The sequence below is a fragment of the Bacillus cereus group sp. BfR-BA-01355 genome, assembly GCF_022663675.1.
Lineage (GTDB): Bacteria > Bacillota > Bacilli > Bacillales > Bacillaceae_G > Bacillus_A > Bacillus_A thuringiensis_S.
Map to the genome: position 1 here is coordinate 150,720 of NZ_JAKUFY010000001.1, position 25,723 is coordinate 176,442.

Genomic DNA, 25,723 nt, shown 5'->3' on the forward strand with positions numbered 1-25,723 from the left:
TAATCAAAACCACTTTTGTGGATTACCATTTATAAAGAAAACAATCACGGCTATTGCAAATAAAATAGCGGCTGATAAACTAATATATAATTTCGTTCTGACCTGCATTAGTCTTCGCTCCTATTATTTTACAGTACATACTAACTCTTCATTTTTCATCTCTACTATGTACTTCTGTAAAACATATTCTCTTCCGCCATGTTTTTCATACCAATCATGTATTCTTTTTACATGAATCTCGTCACTTCTAATTTTCGATTCAATTTCTTTATACCTTTCAAAACTATCATATTCCCATATGGCGAATACTTCAGACGTACCATTCTTATTACCTTTCATCCAGCGTCCTATTAGCCTAGAGCCATGCTTTAACTGATTAGGTAAGTTCGTGTTATTGAAATGATCATTAAATACTTCTATGAATTCATTTTTCACTACATAGTACTTCCTTCTGTAAAACATACCTCTTCCCCTCTTTTATGAAAAGTATCAGTAAACCTTCCCATCACTACCGTATTATAATACTTTCCATCCGATAGTCTTTTGTCATTTTTCAAAATGCCTTCTACTTCAAAACCTAATTTTTTATACAGATGAATAGCTTTCTCGTTTGTCTCTAATACTTGTAAAGATATTTTATTTACTGCATTTTCATCAGCCCATTTAATAGATTGTTGCAATAGACTCTTACCCATTCTATATCCCCAAAACTCTTTTAAAATACAAACACCAAACTCCACTTTATGAGATAATCTCTTAAAATTTGACCCTTCACATCTTGAAAATCCAACGATTCGATTGTGCACTTCTACAACTAAAAAGAGATTCTTAGTCTCTTCACTATCTGTTTTTATTATTTTTTGAAATCCTAGATCATCTATAAATCCCTCTCCAGCATCTCTATCCATATTTTCAGTTTCTCCATCAATCTGAACTCTAATTTTCGATAACTGCTCTGCATCTTTCTCAGCTGCAGAACGAATTGTATAAGTTAATCCATTTATATGAAACTCTTGCTCTTTTACAATCATGTCAAACTCCTTTCAAATGAATATAATGGCGCTATTACAACTTGTTTACCTTGTTTCTCAAAGTCCTGAACAGTTTCTTTACTAGCCTCTTCGTCAGTTATAATAATGTCAATTTTTTTTAGAGACTCTCCTCTTATAAAACAATCTATTCCAAGTTTATTATGCGGAACTAAACAAATATTTCTTCTAGCAATTTCACTTACTCTTTTACTAAAATAAGCAACTTCAGGTGTTGCGGTACTAATACCTTGTAATGAAATGCCTCCACCTGTAGAGAAATACAGATCAATAGAAAATCTACTTATCAATTCAGAGGCAAGTGTATCAGTAATATTCCCTGAAGGTTTTACTTTTCCGCCAATTAAATACGTATCAATATTCTTATATTCTCGTAGATAACCAGCTATTTCTATAGAATTCGTAATAACCGTAAATGATACTTCCGGTAAATATTTCAGCATCGCATTATGAACGGAAGCCCCACCAATAAAAATTGAATCACCTTCTTGTATATAAGATACCGCAACTCTTGCAATTGTGTCCTCATATATTGAGCTATCACTATAACGTTTAGTTGGTTCCGCAGCTAAGTTTCTCACTCGCGTAAGTTCAATTGCACCTCCGTGCGTTCTTTTTAATAAACCATCCTTTTCCATAATAGACAAATCTCTTCTTATAGAATCAATAGACATATCAAATCTTTCCGCAAGATCCTTTGCTATTACTCTTCCATCTGTATTAAGTAGTTCTAAAATTTTCTCTCGACGTTCTTCAGTAAACATGTTATCACCACCGTTATTGAAGGTTCAGAAACTTAAACTTTATTTTAATTATATGCATGCCTCTTCCGTTTTACAATATTTTCAATTCTTATTTATTCCGTTTTATACAGTCTTCTCCCTCTTTCTATCCTGTTAACTTGACAACCAAATAAATGTATATCTGTATATTACGCAAAAATACTTCCATTTACCTTCCTATTGATGTAAAATTATTCCTATGTTTTACTTTTTAATACAGAAAGGGATTACTATGAAATCATTAATCAAAACGACATGTACAGCATTATTATTTACTGGAATATTAACAGGATGTAATAGCAATACTACATCAAAACAAGAAAAGAGCGCTCTCGAAAAGAATGCAATGCACTATGGAGAAATAGTTAAAAATGAATACTATAGAGCGACAGTTGAGAATGCAAAGTTTGAAAAAATAGACAAAGAGCGGCGCCTTACTACTCGTGTTATGATTAATAATGTTCGAGACGATGGACAAACTATTGATCTTTCGGAAATAAAATATTTCATACAAGATGAAAAAACTGGTGAGAAATATGAAGGTGAAGCTCATCCGATAGATGACGAGCACTATAAAAATGTTCCACACGAATTTTCTTTAACTACTGACATTGTGTTTGAACTGAAAACTTCACCAAAAGATTTAAATAATATGTATTTATACATAGATAGCAAAGCTGCGCCGTTAACAAATACATATTGGAAACTTGATAATTTAGTATCTAAATAGAAAGACCAGTCTTATACGACTGGTCTTTTTACATTCATACATTTAACTTTCATTAACACTTATATTAATTTTCTAATAACAACTTGAATAACATCAGCTAAACCAGTGTGCCCTTTCCCTTCAACTCGCTCTTGTTCTCCATTAAAGAAATGAATTACCTTATGTTCTTCACACCAAGTAAGGATATCAATTGGATCATACAGCATATCAACATCTTTTGGTCCACCAGTACTATAGTTTATTTGTTTTTTTGAGTAAACTTCAAACATAATTAATCCACCAGGCTTTATCGTTTGTATCATTTTACCTAATATCATTTTTTTATATTCATCATGAAAATGTCCAAATACCATAATTGCCGCATCGTATTCATTTTCTGGCAAACTATCAGCTAATAAATCTACTTTTTTTGTATGCACGTTTACGTTATGCTTCTCTGCCAATTTTTTTGTCTTTTCTAATCCATCTTCCGAATAATCAATAGCTGTTACTTCGTTCCCTTGTCTTGCTAGAAATACAGCATTTCTACCTTCTCCCTCCGCAAATGCTATTACTTTATCGTGATTTGCTAAACGAAATGCTTGTTCTTTAATAAATGTATTAGGTTCTTCCCCGTAAAAATATTCACCTGATTTATATCGATCATTCCAAAATTTATTCATCATCTTCTCTCCTTCTTCATATCATTTTCTAACTACAATTAAAGATATCAAAGAGTCTTTTTATCCTTAATCAATTTAAAAATAAAAGCAGATTAAAAATCCACTTTTATTTTTTTCGCAAGATCTACGATTTTTTGATTTCTTAACTCTTCTTCCATTTTCTCTTCTGCTGCGAGCATTGCCTCATTAATTAAACATCCAGGTTTGTCATGTAAACAACAGTCAAACAATGATGTTTTGCCTTCAATTGCATGTATAATATCTAAAAATGAAATATCTTCCCAATTCTTACTAAGCGAGTAACCGCCCTTTGGACCAGATGATGAATGTATCATCCCTTCCTTCGTCAACTTAGTTAGTATTTTAGACAAGTACGTTGGTGACACATTTTGCATTTCTGCTAATTGGTGAACACTAACTAACTTATTTGGTGTAGCCTTTGCCAGAAAAAGCATTGTATGAAGAGCATAATTTGTAGCTTTAGAATATTTCATAGTACAGCTCCTATTGTAGACTTCATGTATCTACAATACCTTTGTTTTTTTATTATGTCAAACGTTTCTAATACTCCATACAACATTATTTCTTCACAAGTAATACATCGGCTGCGCAAATCGACACTTCTCTAAATGGACAGTCAAATAAAACACCTAGTTCAAAACCATCTTCAGTAAGAGCTATTTCATGATATAACCACCAAGCACTGCCAAAGTTTTCCTGCATAGAACACTTTGTTACTCCTATAAAGGTTACTTCAAGTTTATCAAATTCACTAAAAGTACCACTGCAATCTAATACGATAGACAAAGTATCTTCTGATTCTCTCTTTATTACTTTAATTACACTATCGTGTAGTGATGTCTTGTGTAACTGAGCGACATTTGACGGAAGTTTTTTCTCAATGGAATTAAAATATTCTACGTATGATTGATCTAATTGTGCCATTCTTTTCTCATAATCTGTTGTCCACTCTTGCATAAGTTTTTTCAGTTCACCTGATGGGTATTCTGAATTAATTGTTATGTTTTGTATAATTGAGTATATCGATTCAGGAAGGAATTTTAATAAATCTATTTTCCTTTCCTCTATTTCTTCCTTTAAACTTTGTATATCCATTTCCGACCATTCTTTTATAGACTCTATAAAACTTACAAATTCTAAAACTTGCATTTTTTTATACCATTCTCTTGTAAAATATTTCAATGACACCTCTCCTAAAATATCTTTACATCCAGTAAAAGCAATACATCCACTTATTATATCATTCCAATAACCATTTTTTCTAAAGAAATAATGTAAAAATGTAAATATTCCGCCTATTATTTCTAAAACTTCAGAATATTTACAAAAGTATAAAATTAAAATACATTTTAGCTGTACAAGATTCACCTGTACAAAAATTCAAACAAAAAGGATGGTTATATGTTGAAGAAATTAGTAGCAGGGACATTAGTAGCGGGTTTTGCATTAACTGGAGGACTAGGTGCAGTAAGTGCTGAGGAAAAAAGTAACACAATTAAGTCATTTGATTATTTAAAAGTGGATGAACAAAATGTTAATTCATTTGCAAAATTAAGTGATCAGGATAAGAAAGATATCCAAATTACTATGGTATTACCTAAGCAAAATGAAAATGGAGATTGGCTAGCTTATGGTTTTACTAGCCGCGAAACATTGGATGCGTATATTGCAAAGGATAAAAAAGCAATTAAAAATAATATTAATCCTTTAGGTAGTGGTGCTGGTAGTACTGATTTTTATGAACATAAAGATAAAGGTGGCCAATATATTTACTGGAGCAGTGGCTTTAAAAACTTACCATCTAGCTGGAATGACAGAATTTCTTCTGTAAGTACAGCGTCGCCTTCTGCAAGTTATTCAACAACACTTTGGGAACACACTTCAACACAAGGATATGGAAAAGGCGTTTTATTTAAACACGCTGATTGGTACGGTAAAACTGCTAATTTAGCTCCTGAATGGAACGATAAAACTTCAGCTATTGACATTAAAAAGTAATAGAGGATTTAATTTCTTCTATAAAAATTCAAACCACTATTCTCTCATTCATTTAGAGAATAGTGGTTTATTATAATTCGATTTAAGCATGTACAGCCTGTCCTACAGCTTGCAATAATGCTTCATGAATCGCTTCAGATAAGGTTGGATGCGCTGCAATATAATCTCTCATTATATCAGCGGTAACTTCTGTATGAATCATTACAGTCCCTTGACCAATAAGTTCAGTTGCATGAGAACCGATAATAGAAATCCCTACAATTTCTTGGTATTTAGGTTCCACAATGACTTTTACTTTACCCGTTTGTTCTCCTAAAATAAGAGCTTTTCCGTTCGCTGTAAAATGGAATTCTCCAATGAGAATATCACCATATTGTTCTCTTGCACCTTTTTCACTTAACCCGACACTAGCTATTTCTGGAGCTGTGTATATACAACGGGGAACAGCGTGATAATTTACTTTCACGTCTTCTCCGCTTGCGTGTAATGCTGCTGTCGTTCCTTCATGGAAGGCAACGTGAGCAAGCTGAATTCCACCGATCACATCACCAACTGCGTAAATATGTGATACGTTCGTTTGCATATGTTCATTCACAGCAATCCCTTTATTTGAAAACTGAACTCCTGCCTTTTCTAATCCTAATTGTTGTACTCGTGGTTTTCTTCCTACAGAAACAAGAACAAATTCTGGAGTTACTTCGTGAGTAATTCCCTCGTATTCAAATGAAGCTTGCTTCTTATAGTTATTTAATCCTTTTAAAACTGCTCCCGTAAAAATTTCCACACCATCTTTTTCTAATTTCTCTCTTAAAATATTCGCGATATCTTCATCTTCACCAGGTAGTAATTGCGGTGCCATCTCAACTATCGATACTTTTGTGCCGAGTCTACTATAAATACTTGCAAACTCACATCCTATTACACCACCGCCAACGATTAACAATGAAGATGGTACACTCTCAAGAGACATTGCATGGCTACTATTTAAAATCCATTTCCCATCGAACGGAGCGAATGGTAATTCTGTAGGTTCGGAACCAGCTGCAATAATAAAGCTCCCTCCATCAATTACTTCTTCTTTATTTCCTTGTACAACTCGCACACGATGATCCGTTTCGAATTTCGCTTTTCCTTTTACAACTTTAATTTTATTTTTCTTCATTAAATATTGTATTCCTTGGACGAGTTGCTTTACGATTTGTGATTTCCTCGCCTGTATTTGACCCCAATCAATTGAGATATTTTCTGTATTAATCGTAACTCCATAATCATTCGCTTTTCTCACAATGTCATGTACTTCAGCACTTTCTAACAGTGATTTCGTAGGCATACACCCAACATTTAAACATGTTCCGCCAAGGTCAGCTTCATCAATAAGAGTGACATCTTTGCCATTTTGAGCCGCGGTAATTGCTGCTACATAGCCAGCAGGTCCACCCCCAATAACAACTAATTTACCCATTCTCTCACCTTCTCTTTATAAAAGAATTGTTATAGGTTCTTCTAAATAATGTTTAATTGTGCGTAAAAATGCAGCTGCTGGTGCACCGTCTAATACACGATGATCGAATGTTAAACTTAAAGGTAACATACTTCCTTTTCTTAGTTTTTTCCCTTTATATACAGGAACATGTTCAATTGCACCTACACCTAAAATACCAGTTTCAGGTGTATTTAATACCGGCGTAAAATATTCAATACCAAAGCTACCTAAATTACTAATTGTAAATGTCGTTCCGTGCATATCATCACTACTTAAGCTACCTGCTCGTGCCTTTTGTGCCACATTCTTAATCTCTTTAGACAACTCTACTAAAGATAAATTATTTGCAAAGCGAATAGCCGAAACGACTAATCCTTTTTCTAATGCGACTGCCATGCCTAAATGAACATGTTCAAATTGATGAATTGCATCATCTATATAAGCGCTGTTCATTTCTTTATGCTCCCCAAGCGCTAATACAACAGCACGAGAGACGAAATCCGTAATGGTTAGTTTGTTATCATATCTTTTTTGTACAACTTCTGCTATTTCTTTATGTAAAGCAACTAAATCTGTTACATCTACTTTCATCGTTAACGTTAATTGTGCGCTATTTTGTAAGCTTGCGTGCATACGATTTGCGATTGCTTTACGCATACCAGTAACAGGAACCGCTTTACTTTCTTCTCGTTCAGATATTTCCGGAACGTTTACTCTTACCTCAAGTACTTTTAATACATCTGCCTTTGTAATCCTTCCGCCAGGACCTGTACCAACTAATGCCTTGATATCCAGATTTTCAGACTTTGCAATTTTCTTGGCTACAGGTGAAATTTTAATTCTTTGCTTCGATACTTCTTTCCCATTTGCTTCTTGATTTTGTACATTTTGTACTTCTATATTAGATGTTTTTTCTTCTACAACATGTGTGCTTTCCTGCATTTCTACCTTTTCATTCGGTTTACCGATGTAGCAAATTACAGTACCAGGCGGCACTCCTTCATCTTCACTTACAGCTATATCAAGTACCGTACCATCAGCGGGTGCTTCAATTTCCGTTTCAATTTTTTCTGAGTTAATACTAGCGATCAGTTCTCCTTTTGCTACATTATCGCCTGCTTTAATATTCCAGCTCGTAATAATACCTTCTTTCATCGCCATACCTAACTTCGGCATTACAACTTCTACAGCCATGTGTCTCTCTCCCTTCTCATCGTTTTATTACACATGTAATAAAGATTGGTCTCCAATCATTTCTGATACAGTTTCAATTACTTTTTCTGGCGTTGGCAAATACAACTTTTCAAGTGGTGGTGAGAACGGAACAGGTGTATGTGGTGCTGTAATTCGTTTAATAGGTGCATCTAACAAATCAAAACCTTTATCCGCTACAATTGCCGCAATATCTGTTGCAATACTACATCTAGGATTCGCTTCGTCAATGACGATAAGACGATTTGTTTTTTCAACAGATGATAAAATAGTATCTTCATCAAGCGGTGATAAAGATCGTGGATCAATTACTTCTACTTCAAGCCCCTTTTTCGATAATTGCTTTGCAGCTGCAAGCGCTGTATGAACTTGCTTTCCGATTGCGACAATTGTTACATCAGAACCTTCCCGTTTAATATCTGCTTTTCCTAATGGAATTGTATAGTATCCTTCTGGCACTTCACCTTTCATATTGTAAAGTGTTTTATCCTCAAAGAAGATTACTGGATCATCATCTTCAATTGCCGCTAATAATAAGCCTTTTGCATCATACGGTGTGGAAGGAACAACAACTTTAATACCTGGTATGCTCGTAAATAATGCGTACAAACTTTGTGAATGTTGAGCTGCTGCACTAAAACCAGCGCCATGCATCGTACGTACTGTAACGGGTACTTTTGCTTTACCTCCAAACATATAACGGAATTTCGCACCTTGGTTTAATACTTGGTCAAGACAACTACCGATAAAATCATTAAACATTAACTCAGCTATCGGACGTAACCCAGTTGCAGCAGCTGCCATCGCAGCTCCCATATAACCCGCTTCAGAAATTGGTGTATCCAATATACGATTTCGGCCAAACTCTTGTACAAGTCCTTTCGTAACACCAAGAACACCACCCCAAGCTTCATCATCTTGCAGGTGATCAACTTGTGCACCGCCTGCAACATCTTCACCTATTAAAATTACATTTTCATCACGACGCATTGAGATTTTCATCGCTTCATTAATTGCAGTTGACATACTTACTGTTCTAGTCATAATTTTTCACCCTCCTCTTATTTGTAAGAAACGTATACATCTTTTAATAATTCTTCATCGTCTGGGTATGGACTATTTTCACTAAATTCAATGGATCTTTGTACTGCATCATCTACTGCTTTTTCCATATCAACAAGTTCAGATTCTGTTAATAAACCTTCATGAATTAAATGCTTACGGAAATTCACAATTGCATCTTTTTCGTTTAAATGTTCTTCTTTTTCTTCTGATGTTTTATATGTTTGCGCTTCACCTTCGAAATGACCATAATTACGATATGTCATACATTCAATAATTGTTGGACCATCACCATTACGCGCACGTTCAACTGCTTCTGCAGCAGCTTTATATACAGCTAGAAGATCTTTTCCATCTACTTGAACACCTGGAATATTATAAGCTTTTGCGCGATCAGCGATAGAATCACAACTTGAAGCATATTCAAATGTAGTTGCTTCACCGTAACCATTATTTTCTGCAATAAAAATAACTGGTAACTTCCAAATCGCCGCTAAATTAACCCCTTCATGGAATGTTCCTTCATTATTTGCTCCGTCACCGAAGAAGCAAACACTTACATCTTTTGTTCCTTTATATTTAGCTGTTAATGCTGAACCGCAAGCAAGTGGGAAACCCCCGCCTACAATGCCATTCGCACCAAGCATTCCTTTATCTAAATCGGCAATATGCATGGAACCGCCTTTACCTTTACATAATCCTGTCGCTTTCCCGAAAAGTTCAGCCATCATACCATTTAAATCACAACCTTTTGCGATACAATGTCCATGACCTCTATGTGTACTTGTAATACTGTCACTATCCGTTAAGTGGGCACATACACCAACTGCTACCGCTTCTTCACCTGCGTATAAATGAACGAAACCTGGCAAAACGCCTTGCGCGAACAATTCATGCACCTTATCTTCAAACTTACGAATTTCTAACATTTTTTCGTACATCCAACGAGCTTGTTCTTTCGTAATTTCATTCCCTTTACTTTCAGTTGTTTTTAACATGTCCAGCCCTCCTATTTTCTTGTTCGTCTGTTATATTGCAAGTACTATGCCAAATTCTAATCCTTGATTTCATGGGTTTTCTCATTTCTTTCATAATAAAAAAGTGGACAAAATGAGACAGATGTCTCGTTTTGTCCACTTTTGTTCACCTAATTTGAGAACTATTATCTTATTCATTATCAAAGCTCTGCTGTAATTTTCGGATGTAAATAATTTGCCCAATATGATATGCATTATGAGTTGTTACATTCGCTAACACTTCCCACCACTTTGCAGAAACAGGAAATCCCACTACATCACTTTCAACCTTTTCTTCATTAATGAGATTTTGCCATTGTAACAGTTTTTCTAATAGTTTTTCCCGTAATTCATCGAAAGTTTGATTATCTGAAAGCATAAAACTTTTGTTATTATCTCCTATAGCGGGTACTGCATTCACATTTGATTCTTTATACCTAGTTTGCCACGTAGAGTTCCAATACAGTAAATGTTGTACGATTTCAGCTATACTATTACTCTCTTCATTCGGTTTCCAGCAAGCTTCCCTCTCAGATAAATCCTTAACTGCATCGGAAAATGGCATATACCAACTAGGATCATTTGCATTCGCTAATAGCTGATCTGCTAATACATCTTTCACATGGACCATTTTTCTTCCCTCATTTCATTATCATATTAATATACACTACTCTATATACGCTGATTCCCTATAATCCCCTTTTTTTACATACAAATTGATTTCATACTAAATGTAAGAATAATAGATTTTCTTATCATAACTCGTTATGATAAAAGAAAAAGAAAGCTGGCGAAAAATGAATAAAAAAATCGCAATAATTACTGGAGCCTCAAGTGGATTTGGACTATTAACTACACTCGAACTCGCAAAAAAAGATTATTTAGTTATCGCTACAATGCGAAACCTTGAAAAACAAGGAACCTTACTATCCCAAGTTACTCAACTTAACTTACAGCAAAATATAAAAGTTCAACAATTAGATGTAACAGATCAAAATTCTATACATAATTTCCAATTATTTTTAAAAGAAATTAATAGAATAGATCTCCTTATAAATAATGCAGGATATGCAAATGGGGGCTTTGTAGAAGAAATCCAAGTAGACGAATATCGAAAGCAATTTGAAACGAACCTTTTTGGAGCTATATCAATTACCCAGCTTGTTTTACCATATATGAGAAAACAAAGAAGTGGAAAAATCATTAATATAAGCAGCATTAGCGGCCAAGTTGGATTCCCTGGTTTATCTCCTTATGTATCTTCAAAATATGCATTAGAAGGCTGGAGTGAATCGCTTCGCTTAGAATTAAAACCTTTCGGAATAGATGTCGCTTTAATTGAACCTGGTTCTTACAACACAAATATATGGGAGGTTGGTAAACAACTAGCTGAAAACCAATCTGATACAACATCTCCTTACAAAGAATATATGGATAAAATACAAAAACATATTAATAGCGGTAGTGATACATTTGGTAATCCGATAGATGTTGCTAATAAAATCGTTGAAATTGCTGAAACAAAGCGTACTACTTTACGATATCCTATTGGAAAAGGTGTAAAATTTATGATCTTTACGAAGAAGATTCTTCCTTGGAGATTGTGGGAACACCTTGTTTTGAGAAGCTTTAAGAAGATGTAATAAACTTTTTGAAAACTATTTTGAAAGAGGTGCTAATTAAATGTTAGGTTTACCGTATGGGAAAGTGTTTTTAGTGCCGTGGACTGAAGAATGGGAAATTGAGTTTATGAAAGAGAAACAAATCATTGAGGAACAAATTGGCGAACATATTTTAGCGATACACCATATTGGTAGTACTTCTATTCCATATTTAAGTGCAAAGCCAATTATTGATATAGCAATAGAACTAAAAGATAATGCAGTTGGCATACAATGTATCGCAAAGTTGGAACTACTAAATTATAAATACAGAAAAGATGTATTGCCTGAAAGATACTATTTTAATAAAGGAGAGCCACGAACTCATCAAATTCATATGTATGAACAAGGAAATAAATATTTAATAGAACAATTACAATTTCGAGATTACTTAATAGACAATAAAACATCTCGTATACAGTATGAACAATTAAAAATTCAACTTTCACAAGCTAATCCTACTGATAAACATAAGTATGCGGAGGACAAAACAAATTTCATTACATTCATACTAGCTAAAATAAATGATTGAATGAAAAAGACAGAATTTCATACACAGAATAAGAAACCGTTTATTCCTAAGTAAATGGTTTCTTATTCGTTAGTTATCTTATTATTTATACTATCAATTTTTTTATTATACAGCAGGTGGAAAGAAGTAAAATAGTATCGAAGTCATAAAAATAAACGTGAATACCCCAATTACCGAAAATATATATTCTTTCGACTCTCTATCATACTTCCATTCCATCAATGCTCTTAAGATTAACTTCCCACCTAAATAAGTAAAAATGACATAAGCAATATTAACACTTTCGAATTTAAAGATAAACATAAAGCTAGTTATTAAATAAATAAAAAGTAGTCCTATTTCCAATTTTTTATGTAAACTATTTACATGTTTCTTATATCCCCAAAAACCACCCTTGGGCATATTCAATTTTTTTCTTAAAAACTTATCGAGAAAATAGACAGCTATACAAAAAACAATAGTTATAATCCAAAAAGTAGAAGCTCCTATTTTCACCCCTCCTATTATTTCATTTAATTACTTGAAATAAATTGGACTATATTACGGTTATCCCCTTCTAAATAACTTATGATTCCTTCAGGATATGTCGGCTTCTCCTGTAATTCCTCTAGACTTTTCCAAATTAATATAATATCCTCATGCTCTTTATGCCTTATTTCATTTGTAATGATTTTTTCAACAGTCCCCCAATATATCAATGTACAATGATGACCTTTTTCGTTGTCCCACTCAAAAATGTGTTCATTTACAATTGCTAACTCTTGAACATGAACTTTCAAATCGTATTCTTCTATTAACTCTCGAATTATTGCTTCTTTTGACGTTTCACCAAATTCAATAGAGCCACCTGGAAAACGATAAAATGATTCGTTTTCATCACATTGTACTAGTACTTTTGAATGTTCGTCGTTTACAATCATTACTTCAGCCCGTAAATGTGGTCTTATCATTTTCTCACCCTTTATTTGTATGACCATCCATCACCAATACGTATTATAGAATACATTCAAAATAATACCTGTAATTATTAATAACGGAACAATTCCAAACGAAATAATATATTCTTTTGCTTTACTATCATATTTCCACTGCATATATCCTTGAAAAATGTACAACGTCATAAAAAAGAAAATTGGTATATAAGTCATGTATATTGGATTCCAAATTGAACCTATCATCATAAGTACTACATAAGAAATAATGATGATCCATTGTCCCCATTTATGTGATTGACTGACATATTTACTATTCCATCCTGTTTGTCTCGGTATATTTAACTTCTTCCTCACGATTTTTTCTAAAAAAATTAAAATTATAATCCATAACAATAAGACAATTAGTTTCAAAAGAAACAGAAAGGCCTCCTCCTTTACCTTTTCTCCGGCTGATCACTCGGATACGTAGCATTATCTTTATTTTCAACATCCCAACTAATAATGGTCGCACTATCTCGTCCGAATTGATGATGAACATGTTCTAAAACATTGTGAACATTTTCTTTAAGTTTAATATTATTTCTATTCATATTATTATACAGATTTAATGGCGTTTCATATCGGCGTTCCCCGCATTCTAATACCCCATCTGTCACCATTACAATTCGGTTCTTTCCAGTACGTAATTCACGAATACCTGATGAATAGCAAGGAACAGGTAAATCAAATGTGTTTACATTTCCAATCCATTCGTAAAAATGACGTTGATTTAATGCATATTGCCCTAACTTATGTAACTCTTCATGAAATACATACACTAAACAATCACCAATAGAAAGCCACCATATATAATTTTCTTTTCTTACACATAGTAAGCAAGCTGTTTCACCTTTAATTCTTTGGCATTTTTCTTTAAATGAAGAGGATTGAAAAATTGAAAGTATATGATTTTCAACAGATCGAAATACTGTATCAATCGATTCATTCATTATTACTTTTATATTTTCATATTCTTTTTCGATTGTATTTACTACTAAATCAACACTTTCCGCACTATTATGTCCATCTAAAATAGCTGTAAACTCCCAATCATCATTCGACCAAACTAACGCACCATCTTCATTCTTTTTTGCTCCAGCGTTTATATTACCGCCATATATTCCGAGTACGATATCACCATATTGTTTTACTGAAACTTCGTCTAAACACATCTTCTTATTTCCAACCCATGAATATTTTCTATTATTTGTTGTATGCATACTCATTTACCATATACTTACGTATTCTTTCGCATAGTTTTTTTATTTTCTCTTCATCACCATATGGTGCACCAGTCCATTTCGCTACTTCGGTTGGTGACCAAAATTCTTTTGGTGTATTCGGATAACGTGGAATAATGTGCACCTGCATATGTGGTACACCATTTCCTGAAACAAAAGTGTAAATATGCTCTGCACCTTCGCTTTCTTTTAGCGCTTTACTTACTCTACTTGTTATAAGTCCGAACGCTTTCGCTTCTTCATCTGTTAGTTCAGCGAGGCCAGGTACATGTCTTTTTATATCTATCATTACATAACCTAGGTATGATTCTTCACTATCCCAGTAGACATGTCCAACGTAAACGAGTTCATCTTCGTAAATAGCTCCACCTGGAACTATAATATTTCCTTTATGTTTTTCGCAAATGAAGCAGTTTTGTTCTACTTGATTGTTTGTTGACATATCCATCACCATCCTTTTCATATATAATATCACAAAAAAAGGAAAAACAGGTTTAAGATTCAGAATATTCATTCTTTTGATACTGCAACTTTGAAATGAATTTACACCTCATTATTTCTTCAAAAACGCAATCCCAATTATAATCCCAATCACAATTCCGATTACTAAATTATTTGTAAAGTGCCCTTGAAATACACCGATTACAACCCCTATACCGACACCTATTGCCAAAGCATCATTTCTTTTTTTATTTTTAGCCAAAATTGCATCTCCTCCCATCATTTCTCCCTAAACAACATGCACTCACTTAAATGTATTAATATACGCACTATCTCGCTTGAATCTTTTCAAAAAATGCACTTTAACTTCACATATAATATTTTCCATTTTCTGTACATACTCCTTTTATAATGAAAAAATTTCAAGTAACCATTAAATATATATAGGCATTTACTATAAGAAAGATCCGTAATTTATTGAAGGAGGAAAGATTCAAATGCATCCTCATTGGAATCCAAATATAAATCAACAGTATGTTTATTCCCCCATCCTGTAAGGACTACATTGCATCATGATTCACAATATATGATGCAGCGCATCGCTAGCCTTGAAAGTCAGTTAGCTAAATTAATCTCATTAATCGAAGAAAATAATCAATTAATTAAATCCATGGAACAACAGCAAAATCAAGTTTGTGCACCAGCTGGAGGTTCTGTTATCGTTCGTAAGTAAACTGGATGCAATAAAAAACACACTTTGTATTATAAAAGTGTGTTTTTTGGTCATTATTTTCTTTTCGTATGGAACCCTTGTGTAATTCGGTCTAATATAATTGCGATTACTACGATAGCTAATCCAGCTTCAAATCCCATTCCGATATTAACTTGTGTTACCGAGCGATATACATCAACTCCAAGCCCAGGAGCTCCTACAAGTGACGCTGTTACAACCATTGATAACGAAAGCATAATGCTTTGGTTCACACCAGCCATAATCGTTCCGGTTGCAAGTGGTAATTGTACTTTAAATAGTTTTTGTGATGCTGTGGATCCAAATGCATTCGCTGCTTCAATTAAATCTTCTGGAACTTGTCTAATTCCTAAGTCAGTAAAACGAATTGTAGGTGGCATTGCAAAGATTACCGATGCAATAATTCCAGGTACTACACCAACTCCGAAAAATGTAATCGCTGGAATGAGGTATACGAATGCCGGCATTGTTTGCATAAAATCTAATGTTGGTTTTAAAAATTTTGAAAAACGTTCATTTTGAGATGCTAATATTCCAATTGGAATTCCGACAATAATTGAAATAATAACAGACGTAAGTACGAGTGCTAATGTTTGCATCGTTTGTGCCCAGTAGTTAATATTTAAAATAAACAATAAGCCGATTAGTGTAAAAATAATTAATGATACTTTTCTCGTTGTGTACCAAATGAGGAAACAAAGGATAATAATCATCAATATGGCCGGTATTATTGTTAAAAAATTAGTGAGTAAATCAACGAATCCGCCGATAATATAAGAGAACCCTCGGAATATGCCTTCAAGGTGCTCATATAAACTTGCAACAAATGAGTCGACCCATTCTCCTAAAGGAATACGTGGTATATTATTCATCGTCTTTCACCTCTTCCTCAATGTTTCCTGCAAGAGCTTGAATGACACTTTCACGTTTAATAATTCCTCTTAGCCTTTTCTTCTCATCGATTACTGGTAACGGATATTTCATCTCCGCCATTTTTGCATATGTCTCTTCCAGTAAAGTATCTAAATACACATGCGGAATATCATTAAGTAATAAATCAGCAATCGGCCATTGTTTTTGAACTGCTTTACTCGCATCATCCGCGGTTAATATACCTAAAAACTCATACTTTTTATTGACAACATATACAGTTGAAACACCTGCATTCCTCATAATTTGAAGGGCTACACGTGGTCCACGATCAATTAATAAAGTTTCTGGTCGTTTTAATATAGATTCCGCTGTAATTACTTTTCCTAAATTCACATCCGCAACAAACTTTTCTACGAATTCATTAGCGGGGCTCATCATAATTTCTTCTGGCGTTCCAATTTGGACAATTTCTCCATCTTTCATTAATGCGATACGATCCCCAATTCGAAGCGCTTCATCTAAATCATGTGTAATAAATATAATCGTTTTTTCCATTTTATCTTGTAACTCTAACAATTCATCTTGCATTTCTTTTCGAATAAGTGGATCTAATGCACTGAATGACTCGTCCATTAGTAATACATCTGGATTATTCGTTAGTGCTCTTGCGATTCCAACGCGCTGCTGCATACCACCACTAAGTTGACTTGGATAATTATCTTTATGATGATCGAGTCCTACTAACTGTAGCGATTCTAACGCTTTTTTCTCTCGCTCTTCTACCGAAACCCCTTGTATTTCTAAACCATATGCAACATTTTGTATAACCGTACGATGCGGAAATAGAGCGAACTTCTGAAATACCATACTCATTTTCGTTCTTCTTACTCTCCGTAACTCTTCTTTTCCCATCGTTGCGATGTCTTCACCATCTATGTATATATGACCTGCAGTTGGTTTAATCAATTGATTTAACATACGAACTAGCGTAGATTTCCCGCTACCAGACAAACCCATAATAACGAAAATTTCTCCAGAGTATACCTCAAACGTTGCTTTTTTTACACCAACGTTCATTCCTGTCTCTTTTAAAATTTCCGATTTGCTTTTCCCCTCTTTTAATAAAGAAAGGGCTCTTTGCGGATGTTTCCCGAATACTTTTGTTACGTTTTCAACACGCACCTTTGTATTATCCATGTCACTACTCCTTTTCTACCCATCTATTCACATAGTGTTGCGATTTTGCAAAGAAATATTACATAAAAATGACATTCATAAGATTTCTTTAAAATTCTCGTTTCCGTTCATAATAAGAATGCTTACTTATACATTTATTTTATAAGGCAAACACTACTTAGGAGGTTTTCGATGCGAAAGAAAATTTGGTTTATATGCCTTGCATTATTTATTACTATGATTTTCACTTCATGTAATGCAACAAATGCAAATTCGAAAGGAAAAATTAAACTTGGTGTAACAAGTTGGAAAGAAAATATTGCAACTGCAAACATGTGGAAAGTTTTATTAGAAGAAAAAGGCTACAAAGTTGAGCTCATGTATTTAGAAAAAGCCGCAATTTGGACTGGTGTCGCTCGTGGTGATGTTGATGCGAATTTAGAAGTATGGCTACCCGTTACGGATAAGCCGCTAAACGATCGTTATAAAGATGATATTGTCTTAAAATCAAAATGGTACGAAGGTACTGGACTTGGTCTAGTCGTACCTTCCTATGTGAAAAATATTAACAGTATTGAAGACTTAAATGCTCATAAAGATGAATTAGATAATAAAATTGTCGGTATCGAACCTGGTAGTAGTCTTATGAATTTAACGAATAAAGCAATGAAAGAATATGATATAAAACTAAAACTTGTCCAATCCTCAGAAGCTGCGATGATGAGTGAATTAAAGAAAGCATATACGAAAAAGAAACCAATCGCTGTTACGCTTTGGAATCCGCATTGGGGTTTTTCAGAATTTGACTTAAAATATTTAAAAGACCCTAAGAAAGTATATGGTGAAAAAGATGACATTTATTACTCCGTTCGTAAAGGTTTCGAAAAAGATCACCCAGATGTTATAAAATACTTTGATAAATGGAAAATGACCGATGAACAACTTGGTACGTTAATGGTCATGTTAAATAAAACAAAAGATCCTGAAGAAGCTGCGCGAAAATGGATTAAAAAAAATCAAGCATTAGTTGATGAATGGGTAAAAGATTAATAAAAAGGCTAGAGAATTAACATATCCTCTAGCCTTTTTCATCTTATTTTTTCGTAACAACATCATCTACAATTCCATATTCCTTAGCTTCTTCTGCGGTCATAAAATAATCTCTTTCTGTATCATGCGCTACTCTTTCAATCGGTTGGCCTGTTTTTTCTGCAATCATTTTATTAATATCATGCTTTAACTTTAATATCCTTTTTGCTGTTATTTCAATTTCTGTTGCTTGCCCCTGTGCACCACCAAGCGGCTGATGAATCATAATTTCACTGTTAGGGAGCGCAAACCGTTTTCCTTTTGCTCCTGATAATAATAACAATGCACCAAATGATGCCGCAAAGCCCATGCATAGCGTTTGTACATCTGGTTTAATTAAATTCATCGTATCTAATATTGCAAAACCTGCTGTCGTTGAACCTCCTGGGCTATTGATATATAAATATATATCTTTTTCTGCATCTTCTGCTTCTAAAAATAATAGTTGAGCTACGACACTACTCGCTACTTGATCATTAATTTCTGAACCGATAATAATAATGCGGTCTTTTAATAGCCTTGAATATATATCATAGGAACGTTCTCCTAATTTTGTTTGTTCTACTACATATGGAATTGCATTCATTTTAAATCCCCCCAATACTTGTTATGCAACGCAAAGCATACAACTGTAGGAAGAAGGTTCTTTTACACTAAATAATAAGACTGGCTGTTTAGATGGTAACTTAGTAAAATCTATTGTCGGAAGAAGTTTCGTTAACAATTCCGGTCTTTCCTCACGAATAGACGTTACAACAACTTCAATATCCTCTGTGAATTCGACTATCTCGATCCCTTCTTCACTTACAGTTTTCAGCCTATTTCTACTCCGAAATAAAGAAGCTTTCACTGCACCTTCTGATACAGAACACAATTTAGCAATATCAGCGATACTATATTGAAAAACATCTTTTAATAATAAAATTGCGGATTGCTGTACATTTAATGAAGACAATACTTTCCCTACCATTTCATGCAAATCTGCAATGTTCTCATGTGGTTCTTCAACAGTGATTTGTTCTCTTATTTTTTCATGAACAGACTTAGACTTCATCTGATCTAACCAACGATTTCTAGCTATTTTATAGACGAGTGTCATACAAATATCTTTATTTCTATATTTTTGAAGCACTTTACACACCGTTTCTTGGGCGAGATCTTCCCCATCCCATTTGTTTTTCGTTAAAAAAGTACAGTATCTTTTTAGCTCTCCATATTGTTCAATTAAAAAATTTATATTTGAATGATTCATATCGATATGATTCTTTAAAACATGAGTTACTTTTGTGCACAAAATAACCACTCCTTTTCAGCGCTTACTTAATAAACGATTCTACATTTAAAAAAGTTACGGGGGTATAAAAAAATAATGTTTATGTTCAAGAATTCGCGGTCATAAATATGTTATGTACAATTTTACGTGAGGAGGAACAAATTTGCCAAAATTAACAATTGAAGGTGCGGGAACTTTTGATGTGAAAGAAGGAACAAAGTTAGTATTAGCAATTGAAGATAGCGGTGTCAACATTCTCCATCGTTGCGGCGGGAATGCACGTTGCACGACTTGTAGAGTAGAAATACTAGCAGGTGATTTCTGTGAAGCGAGTGCGAATGAGAAACATGCAATGACGGAAAAAGGGATTGAAGATCATTTACGATTATCTTGTCAAATGCGTGTACATAAAGATATAGTCGTTCGTCCGGTACTTACAGTTGAAAATTCAAGTCTTGATGCTGGGCCACGTCCGGCGGAGTAAAGCGATGAATTTAAAACAACTCGCTGGCGAATATGCTGCTAACTTTGTAAATGATGGCATGAAGATTGGGCTTGGTACAGGTTCTACTGTATATTGGACAATACAAAAATTAGGTGAGTATGTAAAAGAAGGATTATCATTTCAAGCTGTACCGACATCAAAGGAAACTGAAGCATTAGCACAGCAACTAAATATCCCCCTAATTTCGTTAAACGACGTACAAAGTCTTGATTTTACAATTGATGGAGCGGATGAAATTGATTCAAATTTACAACTTATAAAAGGCGGTGGTGGTGCATTACTTCGTGAAAAAATCGTTGCCTCTTCCTCTAAAGAACTAATTATCATTGCTGATGAATCGAAACTTGTAACACATTTAGGTAATTTTCCATTACCTGTTGAAATCATCCCTTTTTCATGGAAACAAACCGAAAATAAAATTCAGTCTTTAGGGTGTCAAACAACATTACGTTTGAAAAATAATGAAACCTATATAACCGATAACAATAACATGATTATCGATTGTATATTCTCTAATCATATTTCTAATCCTGCCCATTTACACACCCAATTAAAAATGATTACTGGTGTAGTTGAAACAGGATTGTTTATAAGTATGACGAGTAAAGCAATTATCGGCACTAAAAATGGGATAAAGGAATTGTAATAAAAGCTGACTTTTTAAAGTTGGCTTTTTAGTATGTTCATCTTCTCTTAATAGCACTTTATTATGATATACTATGAAAACACAAGCTGATTACACTAGAAAGGACTGAACATTTTGCAATCCAAACTTATAACAGAACTTACTGATTTAGAAACTGCCTTTCACATTCGAAAAGAAGTATTTGTAAAAGAACAAGGTGTCCCTCTTGCAGATGAATTCGATATATTCGATGAAATCGGAGAGCAATGTAAACATATTTTAGTTTATTATCATGAGTTTCCTGTAGGCACAGGGCGTATACGATTTGTTGATGGTGTCGGAAAATTAGAACGTATTTGTATTTTAAAAGATTATCGTACATACGGATTAGGTAAAGTTATCATTCAAACGTTAGAAGAAATTGCTCGTAACGAACAAGTTACAAAAGTGAAGCTACACGGTCAAACACAAGCTGAAGGATTTTATAAAAAATTAGGCTATCAAACTTCTTCTGATATATTCATGGAAGATAGCATTCCACATATACTTATGACGAAAATGTTATCATAATAGAAAGGTGACTATATTGTTTATTCATATAGTCACCTCTCTGTATCTTATTCACTTGAAAGTCTCTTTAGTGAATATTCCAATGAAAGAACTTTTAACTTGAAAGCAAAGAACCTAGCATACATAGTCTTAAAACACCCTTAATGAAATTGGCATTCTCTAGTTTTCTATTCGCACTATATTCTGTTTGCTTTCACTTTAAAAAGAATATTTTATTAAACTCACTATGAATTGTTGTCTAAAATCTCTTGTCTTTCTTCTCTTATTTGACCGATTAATGAAACTACTGAACCAACCGCTTGAATCCAGCTCCCCGTAATCACTATAATCTGTCCATCCACCTCATTTCCTTCCGAAATTTCTTCCACTTTATCCCGACTAGCTTTCAATTCATCTATTCCACCTATTGCCTGTAATGAATTTCCAGTCGCTTGTAACACATTCCCAACAATGTTATACGATTCATCTATGTCGGAACTATCCTCTAATTCACCACCTATTGATGTAATACCACCTAATGCTTGAATCCAATTCCCTGCAATCACTACTTTTTTTTGTGTATTATCTTCAAATTCTATAATGAGTCCTGTTAAAACCGTTACATTACCAATTGATTGGATTTCATTACCGATTTTTTCAAGAGATATTTCCCCTTGTCCATCAGCTTCTAGGCCGTTCCCTGTTGCCTGTAATACATTCCCCCATACGTTTAAATCTCTTCTTAATTCGTCATTCAATTTTTTAAAAGGTGTACTACCAACCGCAGCAATAATTGTCCCTACTGCAACAAACCAAGCACCAACTATCTCCTTAATCGGATCATCCATTTTCAATCTATCCCGTCATTAATTTACTACTTACAGGATATGAATTTATGCATCTCCATGTTAATAGCCTACTTCTCTCCATTTGAATAAAAATCAATATTTCTTTAATATTATAAATACATCTAGTATGACATCCCTGTTTGCCGTTAGCTTTTGCTAACGGCTCATTTATTTTTTTCTTGCTTCTCGGAGAATTCTCTAAATACGTTTCCCAATACGTACACATTCTTTATTCCTCCTCGAATACAATACATAACTCAATATAATATCTATATATCGATTAGTTAAACTTGGCTAACTGCTCCTTTATTTATAGTAAAATTAAATTTCTATAATTTTTTTAAAAATCCATCTCGACATCCATAATTCCAAACATTTAAAATCAAAAATATAATTTTATCATCACAGGAAAATTTTCTGAATAACTTTCTTGTTAAAAAGTTTTCACCTTAAAATTTGACAAGCATATGCTATTGAATGGAGATTCTCCATTCATAAGATTCTTACCTTTCTTATCTAGAGCACACTTTAATGTGTGCTTATTTTTAGTTAGAAACTACAACATTCTCAAATAGTATGCATATCAAATTGTTTTTTCAATTATTTTCAAGAGCGGATATTATTCTTTAGTACAAGCACTCTTTCCTTTTAATTAATACTATATATTGATATTCCAAAGAAAGGAGAGCAAAATAATTATGGCTAATTATTTTTATAAAGATGGTAAAAAATATTATAAAAACCAATCGTATTCGAACGATCAAAAAAATAACTGTTTTATTGAAACTCATACGATAACTGGTTCTGAAGAAAATGCAAATGGAAATATACCTTTATCTGTTTTCCTTGAAACCACCGCTCCACAAACTGTATTTGAGGATTTCACAAACAATCATAATAAAACATTAATTCAGTTATTCGTTGTCGGGATGAGTGCACCCGTTCAAGTAACTATTCTAACAAGAAAATCTAGCCGCCCAATTACTACAACATTACAACCTGTTCAAACAAAAATATTTCAAGTTGAAGATTTTCAAAGTCTTACTTTTACGAAACAGGAAGGCCCTACTAGTATAGTTAGTTTATTTGTGCAAAAAACATTTTGTATTTGCTGTAACGATAATAAAGATTCGTGTGATGAATATCATCAAGATTGTAATTAATAGATTAACGCACCAAAAGAACCCGTTTTACAAAGGGTTCTTTTTATTTCACTCCATACATTTTCAAAAACATTTTAGAATCATACACAACGATTTTTCTATAAATCTCTCCTTTTCCCGCTATTTTATTAAAATAACACTTTAGTTTAATTAATTACGGGACTTATCATCATTGAATGAAGGGAAGTAAAATTTAGAAAAAAAGACGACGCTGAATACGTCGTCTTTTTTATAAATAGAAAAGCGAATTCTCAAGATTCCCTTTTGCATCAAAGCCCATCATCTCTTAGTTCATGCCTAGGTAAAGCTTACACTGTTTTCCATAATGATAATGCATAAATCCAGTTTGGATCACCATTTCCTTGATAACTCTGGACTGCTTCATATACTTTTCCTTCGTGTAGAACTCTATCTCCCTTTTTATATGCTTTTTTTGCATCCCACGCTTCATATGAAGCGCTTTCATCTTTTGTAGTAATTGTGAATATATCACTCTGTACGGATTCATTTCCAGCTACATCAACAGCTTTCACTACATATTTATAAGTAGTATTAGCAAGCAGATTTTTATCCATATAAGAAGTTGTATTGGATGTTGCAATCTTTTTCATTAATCCTTCTATTTCTCTATAAATATCATAATGGTCTACACCAATGTTATCGTCAGATGGACTCCACATTAAATCCACACTTGATGCTGTCGTTCCCATACTATGTAATCCTTTTGGTTGTGTTGGTGCTTCTGTATCAGGAGTCGCAACTGTTGTTTTTACTGTAAGCGCTGTACTTTCTTTCGATACATTTCCAGCTGCGTCAATTGCTTTTACAGTATAAGAGTATTCTGTGCTTGGTTGTAATTTCTTATCAATAAAATGAGTGCCTAGTATTGTATCGATCATCTCTCCGTTACGGAAGATTTGATATCCTCTTACCCCTACATTATCCGTAGAAGAGTTCCATGTTAGTTCTACACTATTCGCTGTTACTTTTTTCGTCTGAAGTCCATTTGGAATACTTGGCGCTTCTATGTCTGGTTTCACATCATTAATAAGATTAACATCAATTACATTATAGAATGCATTTGCTGTATCAGCTACATCCCATACTGCTAAAATCACATGATATCCACTACGATCAGTAGGTACATTAATTTTATGAGTTAAATTATTTGAAGCTGCAGAACCATCGTGTTGCACAGTTCCAATTGGTTCAAAATCTGCTCTTGTTAGCGCTTTATTTGGATTCCATCCTTTTTTAGTAATATAGTAATGCCACTTACTCGTTAAGTGAGGCGCAGTATACTTCCAAGTAAATGTATTTTCCCCACCAGTGATTGTATTTTTAAACCAACGATTTGCTGTTTGTTGATCTAAAATACCACCAAATTTTCCGCCTGCTGAAGCAATTTGTCCATCTACTGGACCACCTTGTGGGAACCCTTTTGGAGCTTCTAAACTTTGTGGTTCATACATAACACTTCCGCAGTTTACATTTAGCGCACCATAAGTTGGACTACATAAAGCGGATCGGCTACCGGGCTTTTCAACAAAACCGTGCGCATAAGCATTTTGAGGAATAAGTGTCGTACTAATAATTCCAGCTGTTAATGCTACAGCTCCTAAACTTTTTTTGTTCATTTTCATGTTTTGTAGTTGTTTTAAAAATCGATTATTCATGTTCATGTCTCCTTCTTGTTATACTTTGTAGTGGAATGTGGGCTTTGATGTAAAAGAATAACAAGAGACAAACTTGTACCGATGTATGTATTAATTATGCATACACCGCAGTGAAAATATATTTTTTCCTTGTGAAATATTTCACTTTATGAATATATAATGACATAGAACTCGCCTAAGCATGTGCAGAAGTTGTGCAGAAACAGTGAAATTATTACTAACATATAAAACCACATCCTGAAATCATAAAGTAAAACTTTAATTAGTTGGGGTTTTACGGTCGGTTAATACGGGATAAAATAAAAGTGTGCAGCAGAAATTGTAGACTTAG

At 33.7% G+C, this 25,723-nt stretch carries 33 protein-coding genes and 1 pseudogene; 10 read left to right on the forward strand and 24 right to left on the reverse strand.

What is annotated here, in order from left to right; genetic code table 11:
• Positions 1 to 123 precede the first annotated feature (123 nt).
• The 3 genes from MR167_RS00770 to MR167_RS00780 are packed head-to-tail and all read right to left on the reverse strand — an operon-like array spanning position 124 to position 1,813.
• The gene (locus MR167_RS00770; RefSeq protein WP_000499995.1) at positions 124 to 462 is read right to left on the reverse strand and encodes an NIPSNAP family protein; all 339 of its coding nucleotides are present in this window, start codon (positions 460 to 462) and stop codon (positions 124 to 126) included.
• On the reverse strand, positions 435 to 1,031 hold the full coding sequence (locus MR167_RS00775) for a GNAT family N-acetyltransferase (RefSeq protein ID WP_000635676.1): 597 nt from the start codon (positions 1,029 to 1,031) through the stop codon (positions 435 to 437). The genes MR167_RS00770 and MR167_RS00775 overlap by 28 nt, the downstream gene beginning before the upstream one ends.
• Entirely contained in the window at positions 1,028 to 1,813 is a 786-nt protein-coding gene (locus tag MR167_RS00780; protein ID WP_000493642.1) for a DeoR/GlpR family DNA-binding transcription regulator, read from the reverse strand. The genes MR167_RS00775 and MR167_RS00780 overlap by 4 nt, the downstream gene beginning before the upstream one ends.
• A gap of 250 nt (positions 1,814 to 2,063) precedes the next feature.
• Here MR167_RS00780 and MR167_RS00785 point away from each other — a divergent pair, with 250 nt between their 5' ends.
• Positions 2,064 to 2,561 carry a hypothetical protein gene (locus MR167_RS00785; protein WP_000838465.1) on the forward strand — a complete coding sequence of 166 codons (498 nt, stop codon included), beginning with the start codon at positions 2,064 to 2,066 and terminating at the stop codon, positions 2,559 to 2,561.
• 59 nt (positions 2,562 to 2,620) lie between these two features.
• Here the strand turns inward: MR167_RS00785 and MR167_RS00790 are convergent, their stop codons facing one another.
• From MR167_RS00790 to MR167_RS00800, 3 genes are all read right to left on the reverse strand, one after another.
• Positions 2,621 to 3,226 (reverse strand): class I SAM-dependent methyltransferase, encoded by a 606-nt coding sequence (locus MR167_RS00790; protein ID WP_142398828.1) that lies wholly within the window; start codon positions 3,224 to 3,226, stop codon positions 2,621 to 2,623.
• An 89-nt stretch (positions 3,227 to 3,315) separates the two neighbouring features.
• On the reverse strand, positions 3,316 to 3,717 hold the full coding sequence (locus tag MR167_RS00795; protein ID WP_000877649.1) for an Rrf2 family transcriptional regulator: 402 nt from the start codon (positions 3,715 to 3,717) through the stop codon (positions 3,316 to 3,318).
• Positions 3,718 to 3,802: 85 nt separating this feature from the next.
• Positions 3,803 to 4,426: a DUF4085 domain-containing protein gene (locus tag MR167_RS00800; RefSeq protein ID WP_242313695.1), complete on the reverse strand. Its 624-nt coding sequence runs from the start codon at positions 4,424 to 4,426 to the stop codon at positions 3,803 to 3,805.
• Positions 4,427 to 4,645: 219 nt separating this feature from the next.
• On the opposite strand from MR167_RS00800, the gene MR167_RS00805 reads away from it, so the two are divergent.
• Positions 4,646 to 5,242 (forward strand): hypothetical protein, encoded by a 597-nt coding sequence (locus tag MR167_RS00805; protein ID WP_000914437.1) that lies wholly within the window; start codon positions 4,646 to 4,648, stop codon positions 5,240 to 5,242.
• Between the two features lie 82 nt (positions 5,243 to 5,324).
• On the opposite strand, the gene lpdA is transcribed toward MR167_RS00805, so the two are convergent.
• From lpdA to MR167_RS00830, 5 genes are all read right to left on the reverse strand, one after another.
• Positions 5,325 to 6,704, reverse strand: a complete 1,380-nt coding sequence (gene lpdA / locus MR167_RS00810; RefSeq protein ID WP_242313696.1) for a dihydrolipoyl dehydrogenase — start codon at positions 6,702 to 6,704, stop codon at positions 5,325 to 5,327.
• 15 nt (positions 6,705 to 6,719) lie between these two features.
• The gene (locus MR167_RS00815) at positions 6,720 to 7,919 is read right to left on the reverse strand and encodes a dihydrolipoamide acetyltransferase family protein (protein WP_106082106.1); all 1,200 of its coding nucleotides are present in this window, start codon (positions 7,917 to 7,919) and stop codon (positions 6,720 to 6,722) included.
• Between the two features lie 27 nt (positions 7,920 to 7,946).
• Positions 7,947 to 8,981, reverse strand: coding sequence for an acetoin:2,6-dichlorophenolindophenol oxidoreductase subunit beta (gene acoB / locus MR167_RS00820; RefSeq protein WP_000198898.1), 1,035 nt, complete (start codon positions 8,979 to 8,981; stop codon positions 7,947 to 7,949).
• A gap of 17 nt (positions 8,982 to 8,998) precedes the next feature.
• Positions 8,999 to 9,997, reverse strand: coding sequence for an acetoin:2,6-dichlorophenolindophenol oxidoreductase subunit alpha (gene acoA, locus MR167_RS00825; RefSeq protein WP_000921275.1), 999 nt, complete (start codon positions 9,995 to 9,997; stop codon positions 8,999 to 9,001).
• Between the two features lie 169 nt (positions 9,998 to 10,166).
• Positions 10,167 to 10,646, reverse strand: coding sequence for a DinB family protein (locus MR167_RS00830; protein ID WP_000233788.1), 480 nt, complete (start codon positions 10,644 to 10,646; stop codon positions 10,167 to 10,169).
• 166 nt (positions 10,647 to 10,812) lie between these two features.
• Here MR167_RS00830 and MR167_RS00835 point away from each other — a divergent pair, with 166 nt between their 5' ends.
• Together MR167_RS00835 and MR167_RS00840 are read left to right on the forward strand one after the other, a co-directional pair.
• Entirely contained in the window at positions 10,813 to 11,658 is an 846-nt protein-coding gene (locus MR167_RS00835; RefSeq protein ID WP_222838330.1) for an oxidoreductase, read from the forward strand.
• 40 nt (positions 11,659 to 11,698) lie between these two features.
• Positions 11,699 to 12,208 (forward strand): GrpB family protein, encoded by a 510-nt coding sequence (locus tag MR167_RS00840; protein WP_000901210.1) that lies wholly within the window; start codon positions 11,699 to 11,701, stop codon positions 12,206 to 12,208.
• Between the two features lie 105 nt (positions 12,209 to 12,313).
• Here MR167_RS00840 and MR167_RS00845 read toward each other — a convergent pair whose 3' ends face one another.
• From MR167_RS00845 to MR167_RS00870, 6 genes are all read right to left on the reverse strand, one after another.
• Positions 12,314 to 12,697, reverse strand: a complete 384-nt coding sequence (locus tag MR167_RS00845) for a DUF4181 domain-containing protein (RefSeq protein WP_041488163.1) — start codon at positions 12,695 to 12,697, stop codon at positions 12,314 to 12,316.
• Positions 12,698 to 12,720: 23 nt separating this feature from the next.
• Positions 12,721 to 13,158, reverse strand: a complete 438-nt coding sequence (locus tag MR167_RS00850) for an NUDIX domain-containing protein (protein ID WP_000620904.1) — start codon at positions 13,156 to 13,158, stop codon at positions 12,721 to 12,723.
• A 30-nt stretch (positions 13,159 to 13,188) separates the two neighbouring features.
• Complete coding sequence (locus tag MR167_RS00855) at positions 13,189 to 13,554, reverse strand: DUF4181 domain-containing protein (protein WP_000767737.1); 366 nt, start codon at positions 13,552 to 13,554, stop codon at positions 13,189 to 13,191.
• A gap of 23 nt (positions 13,555 to 13,577) precedes the next feature.
• On the reverse strand, positions 13,578 to 14,402 hold the full coding sequence (locus MR167_RS00860; protein WP_106082108.1) for a PP2C family serine/threonine-protein phosphatase: 825 nt from the start codon (positions 14,400 to 14,402) through the stop codon (positions 13,578 to 13,580).
• Positions 14,386 to 14,886, reverse strand: a complete 501-nt coding sequence (locus MR167_RS00865) for an HIT family protein (protein WP_142398827.1) — start codon at positions 14,884 to 14,886, stop codon at positions 14,386 to 14,388. The genes MR167_RS00860 and MR167_RS00865 overlap by 17 nt, the downstream gene beginning before the upstream one ends.
• Positions 14,887 to 14,976: 90 nt before the next feature.
• A complete protein-coding gene (locus MR167_RS00870) occupies positions 14,977 to 15,144 on the reverse strand; it encodes a glycine zipper domain-containing protein (RefSeq protein ID WP_000508401.1) in 168 nt (55 codons plus the stop codon).
• A gap of 217 nt (positions 15,145 to 15,361) precedes the next feature.
• Here MR167_RS00870 and MR167_RS00875 point away from each other — a divergent pair.
• A pseudogene (locus tag MR167_RS00875) lies at positions 15,362 to 15,597 on the forward strand (hypothetical protein).
• Positions 15,598 to 15,650: 53 nt separating this feature from the next.
• Here MR167_RS00875 and MR167_RS00880 read toward each other — a convergent pair.
• Positions 15,651 to 16,487, reverse strand: coding sequence for an ABC transporter permease (locus MR167_RS00880; RefSeq protein WP_001059837.1), 837 nt, complete (start codon positions 16,485 to 16,487; stop codon positions 15,651 to 15,653).
• On the reverse strand, positions 16,480 to 17,685 hold the full coding sequence (locus MR167_RS00885; protein WP_000370608.1) for a quaternary amine ABC transporter ATP-binding protein: 1,206 nt from the start codon (positions 17,683 to 17,685) through the stop codon (positions 16,480 to 16,482). The genes MR167_RS00880 and MR167_RS00885 overlap by 8 nt, the downstream gene beginning before the upstream one ends.
• Before the next feature lie 171 nt (positions 17,686 to 17,856).
• On the opposite strand from MR167_RS00885, the gene MR167_RS00890 reads away from it, so the two are divergent.
• Positions 17,857 to 18,714 carry a glycine betaine ABC transporter substrate-binding protein gene (locus MR167_RS00890; RefSeq protein ID WP_001227626.1) on the forward strand — a complete coding sequence of 286 codons (858 nt, stop codon included), beginning with the start codon at positions 17,857 to 17,859 and terminating at the stop codon, positions 18,712 to 18,714.
• Positions 18,715 to 18,757: 43 nt separating this feature from the next.
• On the opposite strand, the gene clpP is transcribed toward MR167_RS00890, so the two are convergent.
• Together clpP and MR167_RS00900 are read right to left on the reverse strand one after the other, a co-directional pair.
• Positions 18,758 to 19,339 (reverse strand): ATP-dependent Clp endopeptidase proteolytic subunit ClpP, encoded by a 582-nt coding sequence (gene clpP / locus MR167_RS00895; protein WP_000991620.1) that lies wholly within the window; start codon positions 19,337 to 19,339, stop codon positions 18,758 to 18,760.
• 21 nt (positions 19,340 to 19,360) lie between these two features.
• Complete coding sequence (locus tag MR167_RS00900) at positions 19,361 to 20,047, reverse strand: RNA polymerase subunit sigma-70 (RefSeq protein WP_000337517.1); 687 nt, start codon at positions 20,045 to 20,047, stop codon at positions 19,361 to 19,363.
• A 142-nt stretch (positions 20,048 to 20,189) separates the two neighbouring features.
• Between MR167_RS00900 and MR167_RS00905 the strand changes: the two genes are divergently transcribed.
• The 3 genes from MR167_RS00905 (at position 20,190) to MR167_RS00915 (ending at position 21,726) form a co-directional block, all read left to right on the forward strand.
• Positions 20,190 to 20,510 (forward strand): 2Fe-2S iron-sulfur cluster-binding protein, encoded by a 321-nt coding sequence (locus MR167_RS00905; RefSeq protein WP_001125391.1) that lies wholly within the window; start codon positions 20,190 to 20,192, stop codon positions 20,508 to 20,510.
• A 4-nt stretch (positions 20,511 to 20,514) separates the two neighbouring features.
• Positions 20,515 to 21,177 carry a ribose 5-phosphate isomerase A gene (gene rpiA / locus MR167_RS00910; protein WP_106082109.1) on the forward strand — a complete coding sequence of 221 codons (663 nt, stop codon included), beginning with the start codon at positions 20,515 to 20,517 and terminating at the stop codon, positions 21,175 to 21,177.
• A gap of 114 nt (positions 21,178 to 21,291) precedes the next feature.
• Positions 21,292 to 21,726, forward strand: a complete 435-nt coding sequence (locus MR167_RS00915) for a GNAT family N-acetyltransferase (protein WP_001190875.1) — start codon at positions 21,292 to 21,294, stop codon at positions 21,724 to 21,726.
• Between the two features lie 224 nt (positions 21,727 to 21,950).
• On the opposite strand, the gene MR167_RS00920 is transcribed toward MR167_RS00915, so the two are convergent.
• Complete coding sequence (locus MR167_RS00920) at positions 21,951 to 22,553, reverse strand: DUF6944 family repetitive protein (protein ID WP_242313697.1); 603 nt, start codon at positions 22,551 to 22,553, stop codon at positions 21,951 to 21,953.
• Between the two features lie 7 nt (positions 22,554 to 22,560).
• A complete protein-coding gene (locus MR167_RS00925) occupies positions 22,561 to 22,779 on the reverse strand; it encodes a hypothetical protein (protein ID WP_000337734.1) in 219 nt (72 codons plus the stop codon).
• A gap of 472 nt (positions 22,780 to 23,251) precedes the next feature.
• Here MR167_RS00925 and MR167_RS00930 point away from each other — a divergent pair, with 472 nt between their 5' ends.
• Positions 23,252 to 23,716, forward strand: coding sequence for a hypothetical protein (locus MR167_RS00930; protein ID WP_000024965.1), 465 nt, complete (start codon positions 23,252 to 23,254; stop codon positions 23,714 to 23,716).
• Between the two features lie 308 nt (positions 23,717 to 24,024).
• Here the strand turns inward: MR167_RS00930 and MR167_RS00935 are convergent, their stop codons facing one another.
• Positions 24,025 to 25,392, reverse strand: coding sequence for a lytic polysaccharide monooxygenase (locus tag MR167_RS00935; RefSeq protein ID WP_106082110.1), 1,368 nt, complete (start codon positions 25,390 to 25,392; stop codon positions 24,025 to 24,027).
• Between the last annotated feature and the right edge of the window lie 331 nt (positions 25,393 to 25,723).